Origin of the sequence: Ensifer sp. Root31, assembly GCF_001424825.1 — a bacterium.
Lineage (GTDB): Bacteria > Pseudomonadota > Alphaproteobacteria > Rhizobiales > Rhizobiaceae > Ensifer > Ensifer canadensis.
Map to the genome: position 1 here is coordinate 156,488 of NZ_LMCO01000003.1, position 25,251 is coordinate 181,738.

Annotated in this window: 23 protein-coding genes; 5 read left to right on the forward strand and 18 right to left on the reverse strand. The window is 61.1% G+C overall.

Features of this window, described 5'->3' with window-relative positions:
* Positions 1-25: 25 nt before the first annotated feature.
* Positions 26-1,279 carry a ferric reductase-like transmembrane domain-containing protein gene (locus ASD00_RS04770; RefSeq protein ID WP_025426794.1) on the reverse strand — a complete coding sequence of 418 codons (1,254 nt, stop codon included), beginning with the start codon at positions 1,277-1,279 and terminating at the stop codon, positions 26-28.
* Positions 1,280-1,540: 261 nt separating this feature from the next.
* Here ASD00_RS04770 and ASD00_RS04775 point away from each other — a divergent pair, with 261 nt between their 5' ends.
* The gene (locus tag ASD00_RS04775; RefSeq protein ID WP_025426793.1) at positions 1,541-2,158 is read left to right on the forward strand and encodes a GntR family transcriptional regulator; all 618 of its coding nucleotides are present in this window, start codon (positions 1,541-1,543) and stop codon (positions 2,156-2,158) included.
* 4 nt (positions 2,159-2,162) lie between these two features.
* Here the strand turns inward: ASD00_RS04775 and ASD00_RS04780 are convergent, their stop codons facing one another.
* The 6 genes from ASD00_RS04780 to cysG form a co-directional block, all read right to left on the reverse strand.
* The gene (locus ASD00_RS04780) at positions 2,163-3,665 is read right to left on the reverse strand and encodes an acetyl-CoA hydrolase/transferase family protein (protein WP_025426792.1); all 1,503 of its coding nucleotides are present in this window, start codon (positions 3,663-3,665) and stop codon (positions 2,163-2,165) included.
* Between the two features lie 275 nt (positions 3,666-3,940).
* On the reverse strand, positions 3,941-4,753 hold the full coding sequence (locus tag ASD00_RS04785; RefSeq protein ID WP_025426791.1) for a ferredoxin--NADP reductase: 813 nt from the start codon (positions 4,751-4,753) through the stop codon (positions 3,941-3,943).
* 147 nt (positions 4,754-4,900) lie between these two features.
* Positions 4,901-5,401, reverse strand: coding sequence for a DUF934 domain-containing protein (locus ASD00_RS04790; protein ID WP_025426790.1), 501 nt, complete (start codon positions 5,399-5,401; stop codon positions 4,901-4,903).
* A gap of 16 nt (positions 5,402-5,417) precedes the next feature.
* On the reverse strand, positions 5,418-7,091 hold the full coding sequence (locus tag ASD00_RS04795; protein ID WP_057205079.1) for a nitrite/sulfite reductase: 1,674 nt from the start codon (positions 7,089-7,091) through the stop codon (positions 5,418-5,420).
* Positions 7,092-7,105: 14 nt separating this feature from the next.
* Positions 7,106-7,420 carry a DUF2849 domain-containing protein gene (locus ASD00_RS04800; RefSeq protein ID WP_025426788.1) on the reverse strand — a complete coding sequence of 105 codons (315 nt, stop codon included), beginning with the start codon at positions 7,418-7,420 and terminating at the stop codon, positions 7,106-7,108.
* Between the two features lie 10 nt (positions 7,421-7,430).
* A complete protein-coding gene (cysG, locus tag ASD00_RS04805) occupies positions 7,431-8,888 on the reverse strand; it encodes a siroheme synthase CysG (RefSeq protein WP_025426787.1) in 1,458 nt (485 codons plus the stop codon).
* Positions 8,889-9,119: 231 nt separating this feature from the next.
* Between cysG and ASD00_RS04810 the strand changes: the two genes are divergently transcribed.
* Positions 9,120-9,707, forward strand: a complete 588-nt coding sequence (locus ASD00_RS04810; RefSeq protein ID WP_057205082.1) for a nucleoside deaminase — start codon at positions 9,120-9,122, stop codon at positions 9,705-9,707.
* A 4-nt stretch (positions 9,708-9,711) separates the two neighbouring features.
* Entirely contained in the window at positions 9,712-10,545 is an 834-nt protein-coding gene (mazG, locus tag ASD00_RS04815; protein ID WP_025426785.1) for a nucleoside triphosphate pyrophosphohydrolase, read from the forward strand.
* Between the two features lie 26 nt (positions 10,546-10,571).
* Here mazG and hflX read toward each other — a convergent pair whose 3' ends face one another.
* From hflX to dusB, 9 genes are all read right to left on the reverse strand, one after another.
* Positions 10,572-11,897, reverse strand: coding sequence for a GTPase HflX (gene hflX, locus ASD00_RS04820; protein ID WP_057205085.1), 1,326 nt, complete (start codon positions 11,895-11,897; stop codon positions 10,572-10,574).
* Positions 11,898-11,975: 78 nt separating this feature from the next.
* Entirely contained in the window at positions 11,976-12,218 is a 243-nt protein-coding gene (hfq, locus tag ASD00_RS04825; protein ID WP_003535434.1) for an RNA chaperone Hfq, read from the reverse strand.
* 110 nt (positions 12,219-12,328) lie between these two features.
* On the reverse strand, positions 12,329-13,192 hold the full coding sequence (locus tag ASD00_RS04830) for a D-amino-acid transaminase (RefSeq protein WP_025426783.1): 864 nt from the start codon (positions 13,190-13,192) through the stop codon (positions 12,329-12,331).
* A 15-nt stretch (positions 13,193-13,207) separates the two neighbouring features.
* On the reverse strand, positions 13,208-14,584 hold the full coding sequence (trkA, locus tag ASD00_RS04835) for a Trk system potassium transporter TrkA (protein WP_025426782.1): 1,377 nt from the start codon (positions 14,582-14,584) through the stop codon (positions 13,208-13,210).
* 52 nt (positions 14,585-14,636) lie between these two features.
* Positions 14,637-16,001 (reverse strand): two-component system response regulator NtrX, encoded by a 1,365-nt coding sequence (gene ntrX, locus ASD00_RS04840; protein WP_025426781.1) that lies wholly within the window; start codon positions 15,999-16,001, stop codon positions 14,637-14,639.
* The gene (locus ASD00_RS04845) at positions 15,991-18,261 is read right to left on the reverse strand and encodes a PAS domain-containing sensor histidine kinase (RefSeq protein ID WP_025426780.1); all 2,271 of its coding nucleotides are present in this window, start codon (positions 18,259-18,261) and stop codon (positions 15,991-15,993) included. The genes ntrX and ASD00_RS04845 overlap by 11 nt, the downstream gene beginning before the upstream one ends.
* Positions 18,262-18,473: 212 nt before the next feature.
* Positions 18,474-19,928, reverse strand: coding sequence for a nitrogen regulation protein NR(I) (ntrC, locus tag ASD00_RS04850; protein ID WP_025426779.1), 1,455 nt, complete (start codon positions 19,926-19,928; stop codon positions 18,474-18,476).
* Positions 19,925-21,079 carry a nitrogen regulation protein NR(II) gene (locus tag ASD00_RS04855; RefSeq protein ID WP_025426778.1) on the reverse strand — a complete coding sequence of 385 codons (1,155 nt, stop codon included), beginning with the start codon at positions 21,077-21,079 and terminating at the stop codon, positions 19,925-19,927. Before ASD00_RS04855 ends, ntrC begins: the two co-directional genes overlap by 4 nt.
* Positions 21,076-22,104, reverse strand: a complete 1,029-nt coding sequence (dusB, locus tag ASD00_RS04860; protein WP_025426777.1) for a tRNA dihydrouridine synthase DusB — start codon at positions 22,102-22,104, stop codon at positions 21,076-21,078. Before dusB ends, ASD00_RS04855 begins: the two co-directional genes overlap by 4 nt.
* Positions 22,105-22,253: 149 nt before the next feature.
* On the opposite strand from dusB, the gene ASD00_RS04865 reads away from it, so the two are divergent.
* Together ASD00_RS04865 and ASD00_RS04870 are read left to right on the forward strand one after the other, a co-directional pair.
* Positions 22,254-23,477, forward strand: coding sequence for a bifunctional 2-C-methyl-D-erythritol 4-phosphate cytidylyltransferase/2-C-methyl-D-erythritol 2,4-cyclodiphosphate synthase (locus ASD00_RS04865; protein WP_107027692.1), 1,224 nt, complete (start codon positions 22,254-22,256; stop codon positions 23,475-23,477).
* A complete protein-coding gene (locus tag ASD00_RS04870; RefSeq protein ID WP_025426775.1) occupies positions 23,464-23,961 on the forward strand; it encodes a CinA family protein in 498 nt (165 codons plus the stop codon). The genes ASD00_RS04865 and ASD00_RS04870 overlap by 14 nt, the downstream gene beginning before the upstream one ends.
* On the opposite strand, the gene ASD00_RS04875 is transcribed toward ASD00_RS04870, so the two are convergent.
* Positions 23,949-24,398: a type II toxin-antitoxin system RatA family toxin gene (locus ASD00_RS04875; protein WP_025426774.1), complete on the reverse strand. Its 450-nt coding sequence runs from the start codon at positions 24,396-24,398 to the stop codon at positions 23,949-23,951. The genes ASD00_RS04870 and ASD00_RS04875 overlap by 13 nt on opposite strands.
* 9 nt (positions 24,399-24,407) lie before the next feature.
* A complete protein-coding gene (locus ASD00_RS04880) occupies positions 24,408-24,998 on the reverse strand; it encodes an ATPase AAA (RefSeq protein WP_025426773.1) in 591 nt (196 codons plus the stop codon).
* Positions 24,999-25,251: the final 253 nt, after the last annotated feature.

Consider the following 25,251-nt stretch of genomic DNA (forward strand, 5'->3'; position numbering starts at 1 on the left):
AATCCAAAAATCTTCAATAAAACTGCTATCGAAACTGAAACTGTTCGAACTCTACGCGACGCGGCTTCTTTCCAAGCTCTTTCAACCCTTTGACGATCGCCTCCCGCAGCGGCGCAGGACCGCAGAACCAAAGATCGGCCTCGCCCGGATCGATGACGCTGCCCGCCGCCAGTTTGGCCGCGTCCAGCCGCCCGTCTGTGGCCGAATCGTGCAGCACGAAGCTGAAGTTGCCGAGCTTTTCCGCCTGCGCCTCGAAGGTTTCAAGGCCGATGGCTTCCTTTCGGTCGCGCACGCAATAGACCATGTGGATGTCCTGGTCCTCATCGCCCTTCAAATGGCTGGCCATGGCGAGAAACGGCGTGACCCCGATACCTCCGGCAAGCCAGATCTGCTTCTTCGCCCCGCGTCGGTGATTGAACTGGCCGTATCCGCCTTCGAGCTTCAACCGGTCGCCGACAGCAATCTGATCGCGCAACGCCTGCGTATAGTCGCCGAGCGGCTTGATGGCGAAGCGCACCGTGCCGTTGCCATCGATGTCGGCGATTGTGAAGGGGTGCGGCTCGCGCAGACCAGCCTTCAGGACACGCAGGAAACCGAACTGCCCCGGTTTGGCCCTCAGCGCGCGCCCCTTTGAACGCGCCGAAATGATCGTCGCACCATCGTGCTTTTCGACCTCGGAAACCTCGTAGCATCGCGTCCTCAGCCACGGCAGAAGCTGCGTATAGGCGTAGCTGAGGATCCCGAGTGCTGCGAACGCATTGAGATAGACCGCCAGCAGCGCCGTGCTGTCATAGGGGCGCTTGATGAACATCTGGTGGAACGCGACAAGCGCGAACAAGAGCCCGATGAACCGATGGGTATAACGCCACAGGTGATAGGGTATCTCGATTCTGGTCTTCGGGATGATCTTGACGATGCTGAGAACAAGCAGCGCCGTCAGCCCGTAGAAGCCATACTTGCCGGCGGAGGCAGCAAGCTGGTTCAAACCGCTGGTGAACGACAGCCCCTTGAAATCAGGCGTCAGGAAATAATGGACGAGAATGAGCATCAGCACGGAGATGCCGATCCGGCGATGAAGGTGATAGATGCGGTCGAGCCCGCCGAACAGCGGTTCGATGACGGGCGGACGTGCCGCCATGAACTGCGCAATCGCCATTCCGACGAAAGCCATCGAGGACGCCATCAGCGAGAACGTCGTCTGCGCGTTCGTATGGCTGACCGCCGGGACGGCAAGCAGCCCCGCAAACACAATCAGCGACCAGACCAGAAACGCACCCACCTTCAGCCCAAGCCCCTCAACGTCGATGTCCGACGTTCTTTTTAGAGAAGACTGACAAGCAGTTTCCTCTTCGTCAACACCATTCAAGGCTGGAACGGCCGAACGAGCACTTTTATTCAGGCCATTGAAATCTGAAGCTTTTACCAACTCATAATGATTACTTCGACCAGCATAATCCTTCCTGATTAGTGGTCATCAGTTCGTTTGCCATCGAAACGAAACTGTGCCACGTTCTGATATATCAGAAACTGTGGGATGCGTATGTCGGTTCACTCCCAGGCCCACCTCGCCTATCTCGCCCTCGAGCGACTGATCGTCACGCTCAAGCTTGTGCCCGGCATGCTGCTGACGGAAAAGCAGCTGATCGAGCTTGCCGGTCATGGCCGTACGCCCGTGCGTGAAGCCATTCAGAAACTCGCCTGGCAGGAACTGATGGAGGTTCGCCCGCGTGTCGGCCTGCAGATAACGACAATCGGGCCGGACGATCGAGCGCATGTGATGCAAACCCGTCAAAAGCTGGAACCGCTGGCGGCAAGCCTGGTGGCGGAGCATGCCGACGCGGATGCACGACGAGCCATGAAGGGATGCGCCGCAGAGATGAGCCGATGCGCGGATGCCGGCGATCTCGAAGGCTTCCTCGTGGCCGACAAGGTCTTCGATGAACTGATGGAGGAGGCCTGCCCCAATACGTTCCTGACGGCCGCCCTCGCCCCGCTGCAGACGCACGCTCGACGCATCTGGTTTGCCGACGCAACCGTTGAGCGAATGCGCGGATCGGTCGACCGCCACATCGAGGCGATCGACGCCATCGTGCTTGCCGACGCCGAGGGTGCCGCGGCGGCGATGTCAGCCTTGATGGACTACCTGGCTCGGGATTGAGGCATCAGGCGCCCGGCAACATGCTGCCCGTCTTCAGCCGACGTACATGCCAGTCGAAGGCTTCCTCGAGGATATGCGGCGTCTGCCCCGCACGCGCTGCAACAGCCCGCTTGAAGTAATCCCCCAGCAACTCGCGGTAAGCGGGATGGCAACAGTTGCGGATGATGATCGGCGCGCGCTCGCGCGGCGCCAGCCCGCGGAGATCCGCAAGCCCGTGCTCGGTGACCAGAATATCGACGTCATGCTCCGTGTGGTCCACATGGGAAACCATCGGCACCACGGACGAGATCGCCCCACCCTTGGCCACCGATTTGGCGACGAAGATCGACAGGAAGGCGTTGCGGGCAAAATCGCCGGAACCGCCGATGCCGTTCATCATGTCGGTGCCGCCGACATGGGTCGAATTGACGTTGCCGTAGATATCGAACTCGAGCGCGGTGTTGATGCCGATGACGCCCAGGCGCCGGATGATTTCCGGGTGGTTGCTGACCTCCTGCGGCCGCAGGATCACCCTGTCCTTGTAGGCGCGGATGTTGCGAAAGACGCGATCGGCCCAGGCGCTGCTCAGCGTCATCGATGCCGCCGAGGCGAAGCTGAGCTTGCCGGCCTCAAAGAGCTCGAAGGTGCTGTCCTGCAGCACTTCGCTGTACATGCGCAGATCATGAAAGGGGCTGTCGACGAGGCCGCTCAGAACCGAATTCGCAATAACGCCAATACCCGCCTGCAACGGGTTCAACGTCATGTCGAGCCTACCCTTGCGCACCTCGTCCTGAAGAAAGCCGATCAGGTGGCCCGCGATCGAATTGGTCTCGGCATCGGGCGGCGAAATGCGCGCGGCACTGTCCTGCTTTTCGGTGATGACGATCGCGGCAATCTTGTCCGGATCAACAGGGATATAGGGCGAGCCGACGCGAATGTCGCAGGCAACGACCGGGATCGGCGTGCGCGATGGGCGTTTCGCCGGGATGTAGATGTCGTGCAGCCCCTCAAGCTCCGGGCTGTGGCTGAGATTGAGCTCGACAATCACTTTCTTGGCGAGGATCGCAAAACTTGCGGAGTTGCCGACCGATGTCGAAGGAACGATGCCGCCATCCTCGGTGATCGCCACGGCCTCGACGACGGCATAGTCGATCGGGCTGATCTGGCCGGAGCGGAGTTGCTCGACGGTCTCAGACAGATGCTGGTCGATGAACATGACCTCGCCGCGGTTGATCGCCGCGCGAAGGGCCGGATCGGACTGGAAGGGAAGCCGGCGTGCGAGAACACCCGCTTCCGTCAGGATCTTGTCGATGTCGTGCCCAAGCGAGGCCCCGGTCATCAAGGTGATGCGAAACTTCTCCTGCGCCGCACGCTGCGCCATGGCCAACGGCACCGCCTTGGCGTCGCCTGCCTTGGTAAAGCCGCTCATGCCGATCGTCATGCCATCCTCGATGAGCGCCGCCGCCGCCTCCGGCGTGACGATCCGGTCATGCAACGATTTGCGGCGAATTCTGGTCTCAAGGCTCATGGGCCACTCCCTGCAAGATCCGCTGTCGCCGGCGATCTCCGGCGGGGACTCCTTCTTGGCCGTTCGTTCCGCATGGACGCGGTCGAGCGACATATGAAAATGCTGGGGAACGATAGTGTCTGCGAAAGGCTGCCGGTACGCTGATTGCTCAGATCGGGGCTGCCGGAAACGCATAGCTCATGCTCCGGTCGCGACTGTCGCACAGATGCGAAAAAGGGCGCACCCGATGATGCGCCCTCCAAATGCTGCGACGATGTTTCGTATCTTGTCGTCAGTTAGCCGACAAAGGCGCGCTCGATGACGAACTCGGCCGGCTTGTTGTTGGACCCCTCGGTCAGGCCTGCGGCCTCGAGGATTTCCTTGGTGTCCTTCAACATTGCCGTCGAGCCGCAGATCATTCCGCGATCGATGGCTGGGTCGAGCGGCGGCAGACCGAGATCGGCAAAGAATTTGCCGTTGACCATCAGGTCGGTCACACGGCCCTTGAAGGGATAGTCCTCGCGGGTCACCGTCGCATAATGGCGAAGCTTGTCGCCGACGATCTCGTTCAGGAATTCGTGATTGCGAATTTCCTCGACGAGGTCGAAACCGTATTTCAGCTCGGCCACATCGCGGCAGGTGTGCGTGAGGATGACTTCCTCAAACTTCTCGTAGGTCTCGGGGTCGCGGATCAGGCTGGCGAAAGGCGCAATGCCGGTGCCGGTCGAGAACATGTAGAGCCTGCGGCCGGGAACCAGCGCGTCGAGCACCAGCGTGCCGGTCGGCTTCTTGCGCATCAGCACCTTGTCGCCTGGCTTGATCGCCTGCAGGTGAGATGTCAGCGGGCCATCAGGAACCTTGATCGAGAAGAATTCGAGTTCCTCGTCCCAGGCCGGGCTTGCGATCGAGTAGGCGCGGTAGACGGGTTTGTCGCCGACCATCAAACCAATCATCGCAAACTCGCCGGAGCGGAAGCGGAACTCCGCAGGACGGGTCATGCGGAAGCGGAAGAGCCGATCCGTATAGTGGGTGACGCTCGTCACCGTTTCAACGAAGACACCGGCGGGTGCCTGGATCGCGAAATCTTCCGTTTTTGCCGGAGCATTCATCGTGGCTACAGTCCTGTAAATGATGACCCTGTCTATCAACAATACGCGGATATTCCAAGCCGCACTCAACGGGAAGGAATTCCCTTCTAAATATAGTCGCTTTCGCGCATTTCGGCGTGCTTCACACTGTCGCGGTCAGCACTGCCTTCAAGAAACGCGCCGCCAGCTATAGGACCTGGCGTCAGCAGAGGGTCTCGCGGTCGGCTGATAGTGGTTGGCGATACCGGGCAACCGGCCTTCCGTCAGACGCTTCAGGGCCGTGGCATTGGTTACCGCGAAACTGTCGACGCCGCAACGCAGCATCAACGGGATCTGATCGATCAGAACGTCGCCGACAGCCCTCACCTCACCGGCAAAACCAAGCCGCGCGCGCAGCAGCGACGCATGGCTGAAAGCCCGCCCGTCATTGAAGGCCGGGAACGCGACCGCGACCAGCGCAATACGATCGAGATAGGGTTGTAGCTTGGCAACGTCATCTGCAGGAGCGACGACTACGCCTAAACCCACCTCGTCCGTCTCAGCCACCTTGGCGAGAAACGTCTCGAAGCCGAGTATCGCCTTCTCGTTGGAACCCGCTTTGGTCTCGTCGTTTTCGATGATCCAGGGATCGTCGCTCACAAAGCCGGTTTCTTTCCAGATTTTTGTCATGTCCGTTCCTTGCGCCTCAAGCGGCTTCCTGTGCGCTGCCGCCGTAGAGCGCGTCCTTGAAGGGTTGCGGGCCGACGCGACGGTACGCTTCGAGGAACGTCTCCAACTTGTCATTGCGCAGCCCGAGATAGGTATCGACGATCGTTTCGATCGCGTCGGTCACCTTTTCCGGTTCGAAACCGCGACCGATGATCTCGCCGATCGACGTGTTCTCGTCGCCGGAGCCGCCGAGCGTGATCTGATAGAGTTCCGCCCCCTTCTTCTCTACGCCGAGCAGGCCGATATGGCCAACGTGGTGATGGCCGCAGGCATTGATGCAGCCGGAGATCTTGATCTTCAGTTCGCCGATCTCAGCCTGACGTTCAGGCGCGCCGAAGCGCGTCGAGATCTCCTGCGCCACCGGGATGGAGCGCGCATTTGCAAGCGCGCAGTAGTCGAGCCCGGGACAGGCAATGATATCGGTGATCAGTCCGGCATTGGCTGTCGCCAGGCCGGCAACGACGAGCGCCCGGTAGATCGGCTCCAGATCAGCCAGAGCCACATGCGGCAGGATCAGGTTCTGCTCGTGGCTGACACGGATCTCGTCGAAGGCATACTCCTCGGCGATGTCTGCAACAGCCTCCATCTGCGCGTCGGTCGCGTCCCCCGGAATGCCGCCGATCGGCTTCAGCGAGATCGTCACCATGCCGTAGTCCGGATGCTTGTGCGGCTGCACGTTCTGGTGAACCCAGCGTGAGAATTCCGGATCGGTCTTCTTCCAGCGCGCCAGACTTTCCCAGCCCTCGGCACGCGGCTCCAGCGCTGGCGGCGCGAAATAGGTGGAGATGGCCTGAATATCAGCTTCTGGAAGCTTCAGCTCCGTATCCTTCAGCGCCGCGAACTCGACCTCGACCTGACGGGAAAGCTCTTCGGCACCGGTTTCGTGGACGAGGATCTTGATGCGCGCCTTGTACTTGTTGTCGCGACGGCCATGCAGGTTGTACACGCGCATGATCGCCGTCGTGTAGGACAGCAGGTCCTCTTCCGGCAGGAAGTCCCGGATCTTCTTGGCAATCATCGGCGTGCGGCCCTGTCCGCCACCGACATAAACGGCAAAGCCGATGCGGCCGTCCTTATCCTTTTTCAGGTGCAGGCCGATGTCGTGCACCTGGATCGCGGCGCGGTCGCGCTCAGCACCTGTGACAGCAATCTTGAACTTGCGCGGCAGGAACGAGAATTCCGGGTGAACGCTCGACCATTGTCTGAGGATTTCGGCATAAGGCCTTGGATCAGCGACTTCATCGGCAGCAGCGCCGGCGAAATGATCGGCCGTCACATTGCGAATGCAATTGCCCGACGTCTGCAACGCGTGCATCTCGACGCTTGCCAGCTCATCCAGGATATCCGGCGTGTCGGAAAGGCGCGGCCAGTTGTACTGGATGTTCTGACGGGTGGTGAAGTGGCCATAGCCGCGGTCATACTTGCGGGCGATGTGGGCGAGCATACGCATCTGGCGGCTGGACAGCGTGCCATAGGGGATCGCAACGCGCAGCATGTAGGCGTGCAACTGCAGGTATACGCCATTCATCAGGCGCAGCGGCTTGAATGCGTCTTCGGCCAACTCGCCACTCAGGCGGCGCTCGACCTGATCGCGGAACTGGTCGACGCGCGAGGAGACGAAGGCATGATCGAATTCATCGTAACGGTACATGTTGTATCGGTTCCTCAGGCAGCAAAGTTCGGGCCGGCAAGGCCATTGTATCCGGCGGCATAGGGGATCGAAGGGCCTTCGGCCCGGATACGCTCGCGCATGCGCAAGGGCCGCAGGGTGCCGTTGACTTCCTCGACGTCGACGACATTGGCATCGACCACCTTGTTGTCGTCGAAGGCAACCTTGCCTGTCGCTTCCAGTGCGGTGACCGCCTCGGCATGGCGGGCGATGAAGGCCTGCTGGAGCGATTCGACCCAGTTGCCCGAGGCATCCAGCCAGACGGATATGCCATCCGAAAGCCGATTTGCCGTCAAAACCTTGTTCACCATGACGTTTCCCTTAGTTCAGAATCTGTTCGCTGCGCTCCGCAGCTTCGATCTTCGTTTGCTTGTTGGTGCGTTTGCCCGCCACCAGAGGCTCGGAACGCTCGAAATTCGCGCCGGCGACAGCGTCACCGATAATGACCATCACCGGGCCGGAAAGTTCCGTGCGGCCCTCTAGGTCCGGCAAGTCCTTCAGCGTGCCATGCATCAGCCGGCGATCGGCACGGCTGGCGTTCTCGATCACAGCCACGGTGGTTTCTGCGGGCAAGCCCGCCTGCATCAAGCGACCGGCAACCGACGCAGCGACAGTGCGGCCCATATAGACGGCGATCGTGGCGCCGGAGACGGCAAGCCGCGCCCAGTCGGGCAGCACTTCACCGGTCAGATCATGGCCGGTTGTAAAGACCAGTGACGACGCGACGCCGCGCAGGGTCAGCGGCAGTTCGAAATCGGCAGCAGCGGCAAAGGCGGAAGTGATGCCCGGCACGATCTCATAGGTAATGCCCGCATCGCGCAATGCTGCCATCTCTTCGCCAGCACGGCCGTAGACAAGCGGATCGCCGGATTTCAGGCGAACGACGCGCTTGCCCTCACCCGCGAGCTCCACCAGCAGCTGGTTGATCTCGTCCTGCGACTTCGTGTGGCAACCCTTGCGCTTGCCGACGGAGAGCCTTTCCGCATCGCGGCGACCCATATCGACGATCGCCTGCGGCACCAGCGCATCATAGACGATCGCATCGGCTTCCATCATCACGCGCTGCGCCCTGAGCGTCAGCAGGTCTTCGGCGCCCGGACCGGCGCCGACGAGCCAGACGTGGCCCGCGGTGGCATGCGCGGCATCAAGCAGGCGAGAAGCCTCGCGGCGCGCGGCGGCGACATCACCCAGCGCAACCTTGTCCGCAACCGGCCCCTGGAAGAAACGGCGCCAGTACAGGCGGCGCGCAACGCCGCGCGGCACCAGTCGATCGACGGCATCACGATAGCTGGCTGCGAGCGACGCAACGAGCCCCAGCGACGGCGACAGCAGCTGGTCGATCTGTGCCCGGATCATCTGGGCAAGCACCGGGCCGGCGCCTTCGGTGCCGATCGCAACGGCAACTGGTGCGCGATTGACGAGCGCCGGCGTGAAGAAATCGCAGTAGTCGGGCTGGTCGACGGCATTTGCCGGGATTTTCTGTTCGCGTGCAGCAATGACGATCTGGCGATCCTTGGCCGCATTGCCAGTCGCGGCAAACACAAGGATGACGCCTTCAAGCTGGTGCGGAGCGAAGGTATCGCGCACGGTTTCAATCACGCGCTCGCCGAGGTATGCCGCGAAGTCTGCCTCGGGCGCGTCCGCGTAGACGACGATCGAAGCTTCGGTGTTGAGCAGCAACCGCACCTTTGCAAAGGCCTCGTCGCCATTGCCGAACACCGCCACGCGCTTTTGCGCGACGCGAAAGAATGCGGGAAAGACGGAGAGCTGCTGCACCATGTTCTTGCAATCGGTTCCTACTACAGGCTCCGCTGAATATCCCGCATAGCCCACGGCAATTGAAGAAACAGAAATTTCAATGGCTTTCGGGTCACGTATTGTTTTGCTCGGCCATGCAGCATTTTGAGCAAATATCTCCGGAAGGGCCGGCCGGTGGCGCTGTCGGTGGCCATTGCGCCAAAGGGGCAACCTCCGTTAAATGCCGCAACACATCTGCCGGAGACTGAAGACATGACACAATCCGAACTGGCCGAACGGCTGCTCAACGTGATCGAGCAGGACATCCTGCCCCTGACGGAAAAGGGTGTCGCCGCAGGCAACAAGGTGTTCGGCGCCGCGATCCTGCGCAAAACAGACCTTTCTCTCGTTCTCGCCGAGACCAACAACGAGACCGAAAACCCGCTCTGGCACGGTGAAGTGCACACGCTCAAGCGCTTCTACGAGATGGCAGAAAAGCCTGACACGCGCGATCTGATCTTCCTTTCCACGCACGAGCCTTGCTCGATGTGCCTGTCGGCGATCACCTGGGCGGGCTTTGACAATTTCTACTATTTCTTCAGCCACGAAGATTCGCGCGACAGCTTCTCCATTCCGCACGACCTGAAGATCCTGAAGGAAGTGTTCCTGCTTGAACCCGGCGGCTACGCGCAGAACAACGCCTTCTGGACGTCGTCGTCGATCGCAGCGGTCGCAAAGGACGCCGACCAGTCAACGCGAGAGAAGCTTGCGGCCCAGGACGTGCGCATCCGCGAGCGCTATCAGCACCTGTCCGACAGCTACCAGTCGGGCAAAAACGACAACGCCATTCCGTTGAACTGATCCCATGGAACCATCACGCGACATCAAGGGCCTTCTCGACATCATGCAGGCGCTCAGGCAGCCGGAGACCGGCTGCCCCTGGGACGTCGTCCAGACGTTCGAAACGATCAAGCCCTATACGATCGAGGAAGCCTACGAAGTTGCCGACGCAATCGAGCGCGGCGACATGCATGACCTTTGCGACGAGCTGGGCGACCTGCTGCTGCAGGTGGTTTTTCACGCCCGCATGGCCGAAGAGGCCGGCGAATTCGCCTTCGGCGATGTCGTCGAGGCCGTTACGCGCAAGATGATCCGCCGCCACCCGCATGTTTTCGCCCGTTCGGACGCCGACACGCCGGAAACGGTCAAGACCCAGTGGGACAAGATCAAGCAGGCTGAAAAGGCCGAGCGCCAGGCGCGGCGCGCCACACGCGGCCTGCCATCCGACGGCGCTGCCAGTCATCTGGGCTCGATCCAGCGCAGCTTCCCGGCCCTTATCGAGGCGCTGAAGCTTCAGGAGCGCGCCGCCAAAGTCGGTTTCGACTGGTCGGAGCCGGAACCGATCCTCGACAAGATCGAGGAAGAGATCGGCGAGCTGCGCCAAGCGCTGCGGGAAAAGGACCGTGCGAAGGTAGCCGATGAACTCGGCGACCTGATCTTTGCGGTGGTGAATATCGGCCGGCATGTCGGCGCCGACCCTGAAATGGCGCTGCGCGGCACCAACACCAAGTTCCGCCGCCGTTTTGCCCATATCGAGCATGAGCTTGAAGCTCACGGAGAAACGCTCGAGGCGGCAACGCTGGAACGGATGGAAGAACTCTGGCAAGCGGCCAAGGCGATCGAACGGCAATTGGCCTGAGGCGATAGCGCCTCAGGCAGAAGATCTTACCAGTCTTCGGCGACCGGCTTCGGCCCGTTGCCGAGACGCCGCTCCAGGTCCACAGCCTCGTTTTCGGTCAGGCGCAGATCGAGGCTGACCGTGCCGTCCTCGAGATCTTCGCGACCATCGACGATCGCGTGTTCGTAGACCCAGGGCAGAAGCTGCAACTGATCGACGCCGAGAACGACGGTGCACTCTGTCAAGACGCCGGACAGACGACGACCGATCTCGGCAAGCAGCACGTCGACGCCCTCGCCTGTAATCGCCGAGACCGCCACGGTGTTATCAGTGCTTGCAGCCTTGTTCGTCAGGGCTTCGCGCGCTTCCGGCTCAAGCCGGTCGATCTTGTTCCAGACTTCGACAAGCCTCGCTGCCGCTTCCTTCTCGTCGATACCGAGATCAGCAAGGATGCGCAGAACGTCACTTGCCTGCGCCTGATTGTCCGGATCGGAAAGATCGCGCACATGCAGGATCAGGTCGGCTTCGAGCACCTCTTCGAGCGTCGCACGGAAGGCGGCGACAAGATGCGTCGGCAGGTCGGAGATGAAGCCGACTGTGTCGGACAGGATCACCATGCGGCCATGCGGCAGTTTCAACCGCCGCAGCGTCGGGTCGAGCGTTGCAAACAGCATGTCCTCGGCCAGCACGCCGGCTCCGGTCATTCTGTTGAACAGCGTCGATTTGCCGGCGTTGGTGTAGCCGACAAGCGCCACGATCGGGTGCGGAACCTTCTTGCGCTTGGAGCGATGCAATTGCCGGGTGCGGCGAACCTGCTCCAGCTCGCGCTCGAGCTTGACGATGCGGTCCTGCAGCAGGCGCCGGTCGGCCTCGATCTGAGTTTCGCCGGGGCCGCCCATGAAGCCGCCACCACCGCGCTGACGCTCAAGGTGGGTCCAGCTGCGCACGAGCCGGCCCTTCTGATAATTGAGATGCGCCAGATCGACCTGCAGCGTGCCTTCCTTGGTGGAAGCGCGTCGCCCGAAGATTTCAAGGATCAGGCCCGTCCGGTCGATGACCTTGGCGTTCCATTCCTTTTCCAGGTTGCGCTGCTGCACGGGCGTCAGCGGATGGTCAACGATGACGAGGCCGGCATCCTGTTCGACGAGGATGTGGCCAATCTCTTCGATCTTGCCGGTGCCCAACAGCGTCCCCGGCTTTGGCTGAGCCACTGAAACGATGGCGCCATGAACGACGTTCAGGTCGATCGCCCGAGCCAGGCCAGTCGCCTCCTCCAGCCGACTTTCGTCGGTGCGGGTGCTGGTTGCAGAGAGAGTTTCAGCCGCCTGCCTGCCGGTCTTTTTCAGAACCGGCACGATCACGACCGCGCGCATGTCGTCGCGGAGCGTTTCAAGCTCCGGAATGATCGACGACGACTTTGAATCCCGTTTGGTAATGTGCCTAACGTCCCGTCAGGATGCGGCTTCTTCGTTCTCGAACATCTGCAGCGGCTGGCCCGGCATGATGGTCGAGATCGCGTGCTTGTAGACGAGCTGCGAATGACCATCGCGGCGCAACAACACACAGAAATTGTCAAAAGACGTGACGACGCCCGTCAATTTGACGCCATTGATAAGAAAAATTGTCAGAGAAATCTTCTGTTTGCGGACCGTATTGAGAAAAAGATCCTGCAAGTTCTGAGAACGTTCCGCCATCGCGCCGATTCTTTCTTATTTGCCGACGTCTCGCGCCGGTGCATTTTGTCTATTTTTTCAATCAGAGGCGTCACAAGTACGCTTCCCCCGACACCTCTGTCAGTTTGGTATCAAATCAATGTCTTTTCCGCAACGCCGAAAAAGGCTTCACGAATATTCTGTGCTATGCTTCCCGGATGACCGTTGCCGATCGGTTTGCCGTCGATGGAAACGACCGGAAAACAGATGCTCGTGGCGGCAGTGATGAAGACTTCGCGGGCTGCGAGCATGTCGTCGACGGTGAATGCTCTTTCCTCGATCCTGATGCCAAGAGGTGCTGCGACGTCCATCAGGGTCGTGCGGGTGATGCCTCTCAGGATACCGTGATCGGCCGGGCGCGTGCGCAGCACGCCGTCGCGATCGACGATCCAGACGTTGGTGGCGGCGCCCTCTTTCACCGTACCATCGGGGTCGACGAAGATCGCCTCGTGGGCGCCCTCCTCCTTGGCCCTCTGGCGGGCAAGCACGTTCGGCAACAAGCCGACCGACTTGATGTCGACGCGATCCCAGCGGTTCTCCGGAACCGTGATCGCGGAGATGCCTTCGGCATTTTTCCTGGCGATCACTGCGGCATCGGTGCGTTTCGCCGTCACCACGATGGTCGGCACAGTACCCTTTGCCGGAAACACGTGATCGCGGCGCGCGGTACCACGCGTCACCTGCATGTAGAACAGGCCGTTTCGCACCCGGTTGCGGCGCAGCACCTCGCGGATAACGTGGATCAGCGCGGCTCGGCTCATCGGCCAATCGATGCGAAGTTCGCTTAAGGATCTGCTGAGGCGGTCGAGATGCCGGGTCAGATCGACGATGAAGCCATGACGGATCTCGCAGACTTCGTAGACCCCGTCGGCGAACTGGTAGCCGCGGTCTTCGATGTGGATGGCAGCATCGGCGTGCGGCACGTAGGCGCCGTTGACATAGGCAATTCTCGGCATGGCTTTTGTTTGACCTCAGAAGAACTGGATGCTGACGCGGAAAAGCTGCTCGACATGGCGCACCGAATCGGCAGACGCAAAGAGCACCACGCGGTCCTTGGCCTTGATCTTGGTGTCACCGTGCGGGCGAATGAATGTCTGGTCCCGGTAGAGGGCGCCGATGCGGATGCCGTCGGGCAGATCCAGCTCGCGTAGCGCCTTGCCGACCAGCGGCGACGTCTCCAGCGCTTCTGCTTCGATCACTTCCGCCATCCCCTTCTGGACGGCATAGACCGAGCGGATGCGCCCCTTGCGCACATGCTGGAGAACGCGCGAGATCGTGACCGCACGCGGGTTGATATAGGCATCAACGCCGGCGGTTCCCGCGAAGTCCTGGTAGGACGGCTCGTTGATCAGGACGAGTGTCGATTTGGCACCGAGGCGTTTTGCCATCATGCTGCCGAGGATATTGATCTGGTCGTTGTTGGTCAGCGCCACGACCAGGTCTGCGTCCTGCACGTCGGCCTGCATCAGGATGCGCTGATCCATCGCCGAACCGTTGAGGACGACCGTGTTGCTGAGCTTGTCAGCCATCATCACGGCTCGGTCGCGGTCGCTTTCGATCAGCTTGACGCGGGTTCTCGGCTGGTTTTCCTCGATCGCCTTGGCGACGAAATAGCCGATATTGCCGCCGCCGAGGATGACGATACGACGCGCTTCCTGTTCTTCGTGGCCGAACAGAGACAGTGTCCGGCGCGCATGATCCCGGTCGCAGACAACATAGGCAAGGTCGCCGGTCTGCAATTGATCCGTCGAATGCGGCACGATCAGCTTGCCGTTGCGGAAGATGCCGGTCACGGTTGCCTGCAGATCGGGAAACAGCTCGCTCAGCTGCTGCAGCGGCGTGTCGACGACCGGGCAGTCTTCCATGCACTCGATCGCCACCATGGCAATACGGTCGTCGGCAAAGCGCACAACATCCGTAGCGCCGGGGAACGAAATGCGCCGAAGCACCAATCGCCCGACTTCGACCTCGGGCGAAATGGTCACATCGATCGGGACGTTCTCGCGGGAGAACAGGTTGGCGTATTCCGGCGCCAGATAATTCTGCGCTCTGATACGGGCGACCTTGGTCGGCACGCTGAAGATCGCATGCGCCACTTCGCAGGCGACGATGTTGACTTCGTCGAACAGCGTGACCGCAATCAGCATGTCGGCCTGGTCGGCACCGGCTTTTGCCAGCACATCCGGATGGGCGCCGTGTCCAACATAGCCGCGCACATCGAGGCTTTCGGTAATGTTGGCAATCAACGCCGCCGAGGTGTCGATCACCGAGACGTCATTGTCTTCCTGAGCAAGCCGTTCGGCGATGCCGTAGCCGACCTGCCCCGCACCACAAATGATCACCTTCATGTCGTTGTTTCACCCAGGAACAGGCGGCCACCAGCCGGAAGAAGTTTACCGCTCAAACGCCCAGCGACTTTAGCTTGCGATGAAGCGCCGACCGCTCCATTCCAACGAATTCGGCGGTGCGGGAAATATTGCCGCCGAATCGGTTGATCTGAGCGATCAGATAATCGCGCTCGAACATTTCGCGAGCCTCGCGCAGCGGCAGCGTCATGATGTGCTGGTCGCCCTGCGCGGAGATCTTCGGCAAGGTATCGCCAACCTCGGTCGGCAGCATGTCGGCCGAGATCGGCGTGTCAGGACCGTCGCTGCGGGCAAGGATCATCAGGCGCTCGATATTGTTGCGCAGCTGGCGAATGTTGCCCGGCCAGTCGTGGGCCTGCAGCACGGCAAGCGCATCGTCGCCGATCTTGCGCGGGCGAATGCCCGCCTGCTCGCTGACCTGGCGCATGAACATATCGACGAGAAACGGAATGTCCTCACGGCGCTCGGCCAGCGCCGGCACCCGCACGGGGATGACCGCGAGCCGGTGGAAGAGATCTTCGCGGAAAAGACCTTCGGAGATCATATTTTCGAGGTTGTAGGCTGTCGAGGAGATGATGCGGACATCGACCTTGACGCGCTTGGTGCCGCCGACCCGTTCGAACTGCTGATCGACGAGAACACGCAGGATCTTGTTTTGCGTTTCACGCGGCATTTCGCCGACCTCGTCGAGATAGAGGATGCCGCCATGTGCCTCTTCGAGCGCACCCGTTCTGCGCGGCTGCCCCGGCGTTCCCTCGGTTCCGAAAAGCGCGATCTCCATCCTGTCGGGTGTGATCGCCGCAGCGTTCAACGCCACGAACGGCCCGGTCGAGCGTGTCGACTTGCGGTGGATCATGCGCGCCACCAGCTCCTTGCCGGAGCCGGACGGTCCCTGGATCATGATGCGGCTGTTGGTCGGCGCGACCTTTTCGACGGTCTGCCGGAGTTGCGAAACGGCAACGGAGGTACCGATCAGCTCGACCGGGTCGCCCGACTTCTTCTTCAGCTCCGAGACTTCGCGCTTCAGCTTGGAGTTCTCGAGCGCGCGCTCGGCGATCAGGATCAGACGGTCGGCCTTGAACGGCTTCTCGATGAAATCATAGGCGCCGCGCTTGATGGCGTTGACGGCCGTCTCGATGTTGCCGTGACCCGAGATCATGACAACAGGCAAATCGGGATGGCGTCCCTTGATCTCGTCGAGCAAAGCGAGGCCGTCGAGGCGGCTGCCCTGCATCCAGATATCGAGAAAGACGAGCCGCGGCACGCGGTCGCTGATCGCTGCGAGCGCACTGTCGCTGTCGAAAGCCGTTCGGGTCTCGTGCCCCTCGTCGGACAAGATGCCGGATACGATCTCGCGAATGTCTTCCTCATCGTCCACAACCAGAATGTCAGCGGCCATCGCTCGTACCCTTACCCTTCAAAGTGTCTTCGCCCCCGGCTTCTCCGGCGGGCGGCAGGATCACGCGGATCATTGCTCCGACGCCGCCATCGAAATCGGCCGGTGCGTCGTGCAATTCCAGTTGTCCGCCATGGTCCTCAATGATCTTCTTGACGATGGCGAGGCCAAGGCCCGTGCCCTTCTCGCGCATCGTCATATACGGTTCTAAAATTCTATGCCGGTTCTCGGTCGGCAGGCCTTTGCCATTGTCGATGACATCGACGACAAACCGGCCGCTGGTTCCGTCCCGTTGGCTCCGTACGTGCACTTTCGGCTCGCCACGGACAGCGTCCGTCGGCACCGCTTCGATCGACTCCACGGCATTCTTGACGATATTGCCGAAAGCCTGGCCGAGCATGCGGCCATCGAACATGCCCTCAAGCGGCTCGTTGCCAAAATCGCGAATGAAGCTGATGTGGTTGTTGCCCATTTCGCGCAGGAAGACCGCGTCCTTCAGGATGGCGCGCAGATCCACCTTCTCCTTCGTCGGCTTCGGCATGCGGGCAAAGGCAGAAAACTCGTCGACCATTCGGCCGATATCCTCGACCTGCCTGACAATCGTGTCGGTGCATTGATCGAAGACGACCCTGTCTTCCTGGTCGATCTGCTTGCCGTAGCGACGCTTCAGACGTTCGGCAGAAAGCTGGATCGGCGTCAGCGGGTTCTTGATTTCATGTGCGATGCGGCGCGCGACATCGGCCCAGGCGGTCGAGCGCTGTGCGATTACGAGATCTGTGATGTCGTCGATGGTGATGACGTAGGATTCGTTTGCCTCGCCGCCCTCTTCACGCGTCACCTGGACGTTCAGCGTGCGCTCGGTTCCGCCGCGCATGATGTTGATCTGCTTGCGGAAGTTGTTGCGGTACCGGCTTTCAGCTTCGACCAGCACTTCCTCGATCTCAGGCGCAACCGCGCGCAGATCGGCACCGAGCAGATCCGGCGCTGTCTTTTTCAGAAACTCTTCTGAAGAAGAGTTGGCAATGGTGATCTGCCGATCGCGGCCGACGCCGATGACAGCTGCCGTCACGCCTGAAAGCACGGCCTCGATGAACCGCCGCCGATGATCGACCTCATCCTTGGCCTCCAGAATCTGCTCCTGCTGGGTGCGGATTTCGGAGACCATCTTGTTGAACGTGCGCGAAAGATTGCCGACGTCGCCGTCGACGGCACGCACCGGCACCACGACGTCGAGATTGCCCGAGGCAACGCTGTCGGCGGCGCCGATCAGTTGCCGGATCGGCCGAACGATACGGTCGGCAACCGCGATTGCCGTCCAGATCGCCGCCAGCAGCACGATCAGCGCAAAGCCGATGTAGAGAACGCCGAAGGCGATCTGCGTGAAGGCGCGGCCCGCCTCTAGGGTCTTATATTCGGCGGTGTTTTCTTCCATCAGCCGCAGCGAACGCATCACTTCCGGATCGACGTTACGAACGGTGTAGAGATAGGTGCCGGGAATGTCGTCAAGCGGGATCACCGCCCCCACCAGGTTGGTAATCCCTGGTGGTATCAATGTCGGCTGGCCGGAAACCGAGCTTTTCAGCGCGTCCGGCGGGATGGCCGGCAAGGGCTTCTCCGTCGAGATATTGGCCTGGAGAATGGCGCTACCATCGGCACGGACGAGGAAGGCGCCAAGCATGCCGCGGCCCCTCGCCTGGCGCGTCACCAGCTCGGTAAAGCCGGTTCGGTCGAGGCTGTAGAGTTGCCGATTGCGCTCCAGATCGTTCGCCATCGACACGGTCTGGCCCTGCAGATAGCTGGCATTTTCCAGCACATAGGCTTGGGCGACGCTGATCGACGAGCGAACGATCGCTTGCGTCCGCAGCGAGAACCAGCGGTCAAGGCCGACATCCAGCGTTATGCTGGCGAAGATCGCGACCAGAATGGCAGGCGTGATGGCGACGATCGAAAACAGCGCGACGATGCGCACGTGAAGCCGTGCGGCAGCGCGGCCCTTGCGACGCGCGCGAAGCAATCTGAGGATCTCGCGAACGATGAGGTAGATCAGGCCGATCACGAACAGGCCGTTGATCGCCGCGCAGGCGATGAAGACGTTGCGCTCCAGTCTGATCGGCGTCAGCCCAAGCAAAACGAGCAGCGACAGGGTTGCGCAGACCAGGGCACCGATCGCCAGCATGAGGCCCGGCAGGGCAAAGGACGCGCGGCGGTCCTGCGCCGCGACTCCGTCATCTGTCCCCAGCGGCAAGGCCATTGCGTCCACCATATAAAGACATTCCCCCAACCGACGCCCGTGGGCACCGGCAATTCTCACTCACATTCCGGGTCAAGGTATTGACCGGACCGTCAATCGGGGCTGTTGCGCATGAGCCACAGCTCCAACGGCCAGGCAAAGCAGCGCAACACCGCTCGACTCGGCGGTCATAACACGTTCAAGCAACGTATTGTGGCGAAAATGCAACGGTGGCTGTGACCAAGTCAAGCCGTGCGTGAACTGCGATAGACTGACACGCCGAGTTCGCGGATCTTCTTGCGCAGCGTGTTGCGGTTGAGCCCGAGCAGATCGGCCGCCTTGATCTGGTTTCCGCGCGTCGCCGTCAAAGCCGCAAGAATCAGCGGATACTCCATCTCGGCAAGCACACGCTCGTAAAGACCGCTCGGTGGAAGCGCGTCACCGAAGCCGGCGAAATATTGCCGCATGTTCTCCTCGACCGCCTGCGAGATCGAAAGGGAACCGCTGCGCGCCTGTGTTTTTCCAATCGGACTGTCGGGGATCTCCGAGCGCAACTCGTTTTCGATGATTTCCCGCGTGATGACGTCCTGCGGGTAAAGCGCAGTCAGTCGGCGCACGAGGTTTTCGAGCTCGCGCACGTTGCCCGGCCACGGATGCGCCTTCATCAGTTCGAGCGCTTCCTGATCGAAACGCTTGACGTCCAGACCTTCCTTCTCGGCCTGCTGCACGAAGTGGCGCACAAGATCGGGAATGTCTTCCGCGCGGTCGCGCAGCGGCGGCAGGCGCAGCGGCACCACATTCAACCGATAGTACAGGTCCTCGCGGAAGAGACCTTGGTTGATCGACTGCTTCAGGTCCTTGTTGGTTGCCGCGACGATGCGCACATCGGAGCGGATCGGCGTGCGACCGCCAACCGTCGTGTACTCGCCCTGTTGCAGCACACGCAGCAACCGCGTCTGTGCGTCCATCGGCATGTCACCGATTTCGTCGAGGAACAGCGTGCCGCCTTCGGCCTGCTCGAAACGACCGGTCGAACGCGTCTGGGCGCCGGTGAAGGCGCCCTTTTCGTGACCGAACAATTCCGATTCGATCAGATCGCGCGGGATTGCCGCCATATTGATCGCAACGAAGGGGCCGTTGCGGCGCTTGCCGTAGTCATGCAGTGCGCGTGCCACCAGTTCCTTGCCCGTGCCGGATTCGCCGGTGATCATCAGCGTCAGATCGGTCTGCATCAGGCGGGCGAGAACCCGGTAGATTTCCTGCATCGCTGCCGAGCGACCGACGAGCGGCATGCCATCCTGCGAATCGTCGTCGACCTTGGACGGGCGGCGCTTCGGTTCGGCCAGCGCCCGACCGATGATGCCGATCAGCTCGGTCAGGTCAAAGGGCTTCGGCAGATAATCATAGGCGCCTTTTTCGGAGGCCTTGATCGCCGTCATGAACGTGTTCTGCGCGCTCATGACAAGAACCGGCAGATCGGGACGCGCCTTCTTGATGCGCGGCAGCAGATCGAATGCATTCTCGTCGGGCATGACAACGTCGGTGACGACAAGATCACCATCGCCGGCGGAAATCCAGCGCCAGAGCGTGGCCGCATTCGACGTGATCCGGACATCGTAGCCGGCGCGGCTCAGCGCCTGATTGAGCACGGTGCGAATGGCTGCGTCGTCATCCGCGACGAGGATGGTGGCACCCGTCATGCAATGTTTCCTTTTGTCATAGGCAGTTCGTCTTCGTCCGCCGCCTGCCCCTTGGAGGCCGGCATCAGGACGCGGAAAGTCGTGCGGTTCTGCTGGCTGTCGCATTCGACGATGCCGCCATGGCCGCCGATGATTTTGGCGACGAGCGCCAGTCCGAGGCCCGAACCATTGGTCTTGGTCGTAATGAACGGATCGAACAGATGCGGCAGCAAGTCAGAAGGAACGCCGGGACCATTGTCATGCACGCAGAATTCGAGCGGCAGCGAGATTTTTTCTCGGGTGCCCGCGACCGAAAGCCGGATACCGGGCCTGTAGGCGGTCGTCAGCATGATCTCGCCTTCGTGGCGATCACCGATCGCTTCCGCTGCGTTCTTGACGAGATTGAGAAACACCTGCACGAGCTGGTCGCGGTTGGCAAAGACCGACGGAAGCGATGGATCGTAATTCTCCGTCACCTTGATCCGGCGCGCAAAGCCCGCCTTGGCGATCGCCTTCACATGATCGAGCACCGAGTGAATGTTGAGCGGCACGCGATCGACGGGTCTCTCGTCGGAAAACACTTCCATCCGATCGACCAGCGAGACGATCCGGTCGGTCTCGTCGCAGATCAACCGCGTCAGCGCCCGATCCTCGTCGTTGACGGAAGTCTCAAGCAATTGCGCGGCCCCTCGAATGCCGGAAAGCGGGTTCTTGATCTCGTGCGCCAACATCGAGGCAAGGCCGGTGACCGACCGCGCCGCCGTCCGATGTGTCAGCTGGCGATCGATCTTGTCGGCCATCGACCGCTCCTGGAAGACGACCACGACGGAGCCGGGCTCCGAAATGACTGGCGCCACATAGAGATCAACCAGCTTGTCGGCGCCCAGCCGCGGCGAACTGAGATCGACGCGATACTCGTTGACCGGGGCCCTGCGCTCGCGCACCTGCTCGATCAACGTCAGAAGTGGGCTGCCAAACGGAATGAAGGCGCTGATATCGTGCCGGGCCAGATGATTGGCGCTGGCACCGAAAAAGGACTCCGCTTCCCAGTTGGCGAAGGCGACGAGACCGTTCTCATCGACAAGGATCACCGGATTTTGAATGGCATTCAGCACCGCCATCGACAGCCCGTTGGCAGCAGCCAAGGCTTCCGGATTGGGTTTTTCGGTCATGCGGCGATCCCTTCGCCAGAGAAGGTCGCAAGCGAACTTTGAATTGCATCGGATGCGCGCGCGGCGACTGATCTGGCATCGGTCGATGTCAGGATCGCCCCCTTCTCTGCCCCGGCAAGATCAGGTGCGAAACGGTCGAGATACCAGCCGACATGCTTGCGTGCATGCCTCAGGCCCGTGTCGGCACCGTAAAATTCGAGCATCATCTCATAGTGCTCCACGAAAATGTCGGCGATCTCAGCCTGGTCGGGATGGCTTGACGCGCCAGCGAGAACGCCGACATGCCAAGGACGGCCCTGCGAAGACCGCCCGGCCATGACGGCGTCGGCGCCGGAGCGCCTGAGGATCTCTTCGGCATCCGCCACCGTATCGACGTCGCCATTGGCAACCAGCGGCACGGAAATGACCTCGCGCACGGCGCGGATCGCATCCCAATCGGCCCTGCCGGTGTAGAACTGCATCCGGGTGCGGCCGTGCACGGTAATCGCCTGGACACCGGCCTCCTGCGCCCTTCTTGCAATCAGCGGCGCATTGATCGAGTTTTCGTCCCAGCCAAGCCGCATCTTCAGCGTGACCGGTACATCCACGGCGTTGACCGTTGCCTCGACCAGGGACAGAGCATGGTCAGGATCGCGCATCAGCGCCGAGCCGGAATAGCCACCCGTCACCTTCTTTGCCGGGCAGCCCATGTTGATATCGATGACGTCGGCGCCATTAGCGGCAGCGATTTTTGCCGCCTCGGCCATCCAATGGGCCTCACGTCCGGCAAGCTGAACAATATGCGGCTTGATGCCGGAGTTCTTCAGCCTGGCCCAGGATTCCGACGCGTTGCCGACCAGTTCGCGGCTCGCCACCATTTCCGTCACGACGAACCCTGCGCCGAAGCGCCAGGCAAAGGTGCGGAATGGCAGGTCCGTGACGCCAGACATCGGGGCGAGCGCCACCCGGTTGCGGATTTCGATATTCCCGATCCGAAGCGGTGTTGACAGAGCCGGAGCTGGCAAATGCATATCTTTCAGGCACATGTTGTTCTTGCACTATTTTTAGACATTGTTCTTTGGCTTGCCAAGCGATTTCGATGCGTCGGGCAAATTTCCCTGCTCGGCTGGCAAAGCACGGACCTTCGCGGTACATCACGGCGAAGATTGGCGAAATCCGGGACCACATACAGAAGATGCAGCCTGAAGAACAGCTTTCCTGCGGCGTCGTGATTGTTGCAGCAGGGCGCGGCGAGCGCGCGGGACAGTCGGCCGAAGGGCCGAAGCAGTACCGCACCATCGGCGACAAGCCCGTTATCGCCCATACGCTTGACACTTTCGCGACATGGCCGGGGACCGGCCCGATCGTGGTTGTCATCCACCCCGATGACGAGGATCTGCTGGCAGCGGCACGCAGGCGATCGCTGGCGCGCGAGTTGATCGTGGTCCACGGCGGCGCAACGCGACAGCAATCGGTTCTCGCAGGCCTTGAAGCCGTAGCGGCAACCGGCTCACGCAACGTGATGATTCACGACGCCGTGCGCCCCTTTGCCGACCACGCCCTGCTGTCGCGCTGTGCCGATGCGCTGACAAGGGGAGCGCGTGCCGTGCTGCCGGCGCTTGCCGTTTCCGATACGCTCAAGCGCGCCGATGCCGCCGGCATGGTGACCGAAACCGTTCCGCGCAATCACCTTCATGCGGCACAGACACCGCAGACCTTCGACCTCAAGACCATCCTCGACGCCCACCGAGCCGCAGCGACAAGCGGCCGCACAGATTTCACCGACGACGCGTCAATCGCCGAATGGGCGGGGATCCCTGTTACCCTCGTCGAAGGCACGGTCGACAACGTCAAGCTCACACTGAAAAGGGACATCGCCATGGCCGACGAAAAACTCAAGCGACATCTGATTCCGGACGTTCGCACCGGCAATGGCTATGACGTACACCAGCTGGTCGAAGGTGATGGCGTTACGCTTTGTGGCGTCCTTATTCCGCACACCAAGAAGCTCTCCGGCCATTCCGATGCCGACGTTGCCTTGCACGCGCTCACAGATGCGCTGCTTGCTACCTGCGGTGCCGGTGATATCGGCGATCACTTCCCGCCGTCCGACCCGCAGTGGAAGGGTGCCGCATCGCGCATCTTCCTCGAACATGCGGCAAACATTGTGCGTCAGCGCGGCGGCACGATCACCAATGCCGATATTTCGCTGATTGCCGAGGCCCCGAAAGTCGGGCCGCATCGCCAGGCGATGCGGGAGAACCTTGCCGACATGCTCGGCATCGATCTTGACCGCTGCTCGGTCAAGGCGACGACGAACGAGCGGCTCGGTTTCATCGGCCGCGACGAGGGTATCGCCGCAATCGCGACCGCAACCGTTGTCTACACCGGAGGGGGAGCCCATGATGTGGCCGAATGACATTCAGGCGACGGCCGGCAAAATCATTGCCGATTTCACCGCGCGCGGTCTCAAGGTGGCAACCGCCGAATCCTGCACGGGAGGCCTGATTGCCGGGGCACTGACGGAAATTTCCGGATCATCCGCCGTCGTCGACCGCGGTTTCGTCACCTACTCCAACGACGCCAAGATCCAGATGCTCGGTGTCGATCCGGCAACGCTCGCAGCGCACGGCGCAGTTTCAAGGCAGACCGCCATCGAAATGGCGCGCGGCGCGGTTGCGCGCTCCGAGGCAGACTTTGCCGTTGCCGTGACCGGCATTGCCGGCCCGGGCGGCGGATCGATGGAAAAGCCTGTTGGCCTGGTCCATCTGTCAGCAACCGGCCGCAACGGCGCAGCCCTCCACCGCGAGATGCGCTACGGCGATATCGGCCGCGACGCCGTGCGGTTGGCAACCATCCGAACGGCGCTCGAGATGCTGACCGAGGTCGCTCAGACGGCGTAGATCTTGTCGGCGCGCTTCTCGAAGGCGTCGGAGAACATGCGGAAGGCACGGTCGAACATCGAGCCCATCAAGGCGCCGAGAATGCGGCTCTTGAACTCATAGTCGATGTAGAAATGCACGATCGACTGCCCCTCACCCGCTGGCTCGAAGCGCCAGCGATTGTCGAGATATTTGAACGGACCGTCGATATATTTGACCTCGATCTGGCGCTCGGCCTTGTTGAGCAGCACCTGCGTCGTAAAGGTCTCGCGGATCGCCTTGTAGCCGACGGTCATGTCAGCCAGCAGCAGGATTTTGCCATCCCTTTCCTTGCGTGAGCGCACGGTCAGCGCCTCACAGAGCGGCAGGAATTCCGGATAGTGTTCGACATCAGCGACGAGATCGAACATCTGGTCGGCCGTGTGCTTGACGACATGGTTTGTTTCAAAGTGCGGCATAGAAGGGAGTTAAGCGGGCACGCCGAGAAGATCAAGGAGCCTCTGCATCTGGCGCCGCGATTTCAACTGCAGAACCGGCACATGCGGGCCGTGCTGGGCAAGGCCTGCGACGATACGCGGCGAGAATTTGTCCTCGAAGGTCCAGATGAATTCGAGGAACTGCCAATCGACCTTCTCGATGCAGCCCGGCGCCATTTCCGGGCGGGCGCGGCCGAGATATTTCAGCCAGCGGGTGACGACGCCCCAGACACAGAGAAGCCGCGGCATCCGCACCCAGACCACGATATCGCTTCTCGGCACGCGGACATCGAAGGTCGAAGGATTGGTGCCATCCATGATCCAGCGATCGTCGGCGATCCTCTCGACGATGCGTCGGCGCTGTTCGGCCCGATCGCGTTGGACCCAGCCAGGCAACCACAGAATATCGCGATCAATGGAGATGTAGGTAAGGTCGAAATGCCGAGCCAGCTTCTGCGAAAGCGTCGACTTGCCACCACCGGAGCATCCGACCACGAGGATACGCCTGGCATTGCGGATATGACCGGCAGCAACGGCATCGTCGACGTCGTTCACGTTCCCAGGCGCTACTGGCTGATCCATCGACAAACTCCGCCAAACAATCCCGGTCTAGGGTCGGTTGGAAAATCATCGTTGTCACGATCGAAACCTGACGATCGATCAGATGATCGGCACCCGGCATAGGCTCTTCAAAAGAAAAGCGGCGTCTTGGTTCGACAAATATCGAACCATCAGCATTCCAATCAAGGAAGAGAGAACAGCCGATACGCGATCGGCCAAAAATTCGCAAGTTTCGCGCGCAATCGGGAAATTATGCACATCGCCCGAGATGAGT

What these genes read in the sequence shown, in the direction of transcription:
- ASD00_RS04775 (WP_025426793.1), top strand. Translation starts at nt 1,541, where the DNA reads ATGTCGGTTCACTCCCAGGCCCACCTCGCCTATCTCGCCCTCGAGCGA.
- ASD00_RS04780 (WP_025426792.1), bottom strand. Translation starts at nt 3,665, where the DNA reads ATGAGCCTTGAGACCAGAATTCGCCGCAAATCGTTGCATGACCGGATC.
- ASD00_RS04785 (WP_025426791.1), bottom strand. Translation starts at nt 4,753, where the DNA reads ATGAATGCTCCGGCAAAAACGGAAGATTTCGCGATCCAGGCACCCGCC.
- ASD00_RS04790 (WP_025426790.1), bottom strand. Translation starts at nt 5,401, where the DNA reads ATGACAAAAATCTGGAAAGAAACCGGCTTTGTGAGCGACGATCCCTGG.
- ASD00_RS04795 (WP_057205079.1), bottom strand. Translation starts at nt 7,091, where the DNA reads ATGTACCGTTACGATGAATTCGATCATGCCTTCGTCTCCTCGCGCGTC.
- ASD00_RS04800 (WP_025426788.1), bottom strand. Translation starts at nt 7,420, where the DNA reads ATGGTGAACAAGGTTTTGACGGCAAATCGGCTTTCGGATGGCATATCC.
- cysG (WP_025426787.1), bottom strand. Translation starts at nt 8,888, where the DNA reads ATGGTGCAGCAGCTCTCCGTCTTTCCCGCATTCTTTCGCGTCGCGCAA.
- ASD00_RS04810 (WP_057205082.1), top strand. Translation starts at nt 9,120, where the DNA reads ATGACACAATCCGAACTGGCCGAACGGCTGCTCAACGTGATCGAGCAG.
- mazG (WP_025426785.1), top strand. Translation starts at nt 9,712, where the DNA reads ATGGAACCATCACGCGACATCAAGGGCCTTCTCGACATCATGCAGGCG.
- hflX (WP_057205085.1), bottom strand. Translation starts at nt 11,897, where the DNA reads ATGCGCGCGGTCGTGATCGTGCCGGTTCTGAAAAAGACCGGCAGGCAG.
- hfq (WP_003535434.1), bottom strand. Translation starts at nt 12,218, where the DNA reads ATGGCGGAACGTTCTCAGAACTTGCAGGATCTTTTTCTCAATACGGTC.
- ASD00_RS04830 (WP_025426783.1), bottom strand. Translation starts at nt 13,192, where the DNA reads ATGCCGAGAATTGCCTATGTCAACGGCGCCTACGTGCCGCACGCCGAT.
- trkA (WP_025426782.1), bottom strand. Translation starts at nt 14,584, where the DNA reads ATGAAGGTGATCATTTGTGGTGCGGGGCAGGTCGGCTACGGCATCGCC.
- ntrX (WP_025426781.1), bottom strand. Translation starts at nt 16,001, where the DNA reads ATGGCCGCTGACATTCTGGTTGTGGACGATGAGGAAGACATTCGCGAG.
- ASD00_RS04845 (WP_025426780.1), bottom strand. Translation starts at nt 18,261, where the DNA reads ATGGTGGACGCAATGGCCTTGCCGCTGGGGACAGATGACGGAGTCGCG.
- ntrC (WP_025426779.1), bottom strand. Translation starts at nt 19,928, where the DNA reads ATGACGGGTGCCACCATCCTCGTCGCGGATGACGACGCAGCCATTCGC.
- ASD00_RS04855 (WP_025426778.1), bottom strand. Translation starts at nt 21,079, where the DNA reads ATGACCGAAAAACCCAATCCGGAAGCCTTGGCTGCTGCCAACGGGCTG.
- dusB (WP_025426777.1), bottom strand. Translation starts at nt 22,104, where the DNA reads ATGTGCCTGAAAGATATGCATTTGCCAGCTCCGGCTCTGTCAACACCG.
- ASD00_RS04865 (WP_107027692.1), top strand. Translation starts at nt 22,254, where the DNA reads ATGCAGCCTGAAGAACAGCTTTCCTGCGGCGTCGTGATTGTTGCAGCA.
- ASD00_RS04870 (WP_025426775.1), top strand. Translation starts at nt 23,464, where the DNA reads ATGTGGCCGAATGACATTCAGGCGACGGCCGGCAAAATCATTGCCGAT.
- ASD00_RS04875 (WP_025426774.1), bottom strand. Translation starts at nt 24,398, where the DNA reads ATGCCGCACTTTGAAACAAACCATGTCGTCAAGCACACGGCCGACCAG.
- ASD00_RS04880 (WP_025426773.1), bottom strand. Translation starts at nt 24,998, where the DNA reads ATGGATCAGCCAGTAGCGCCTGGGAACGTGAACGACGTCGACGATGCC.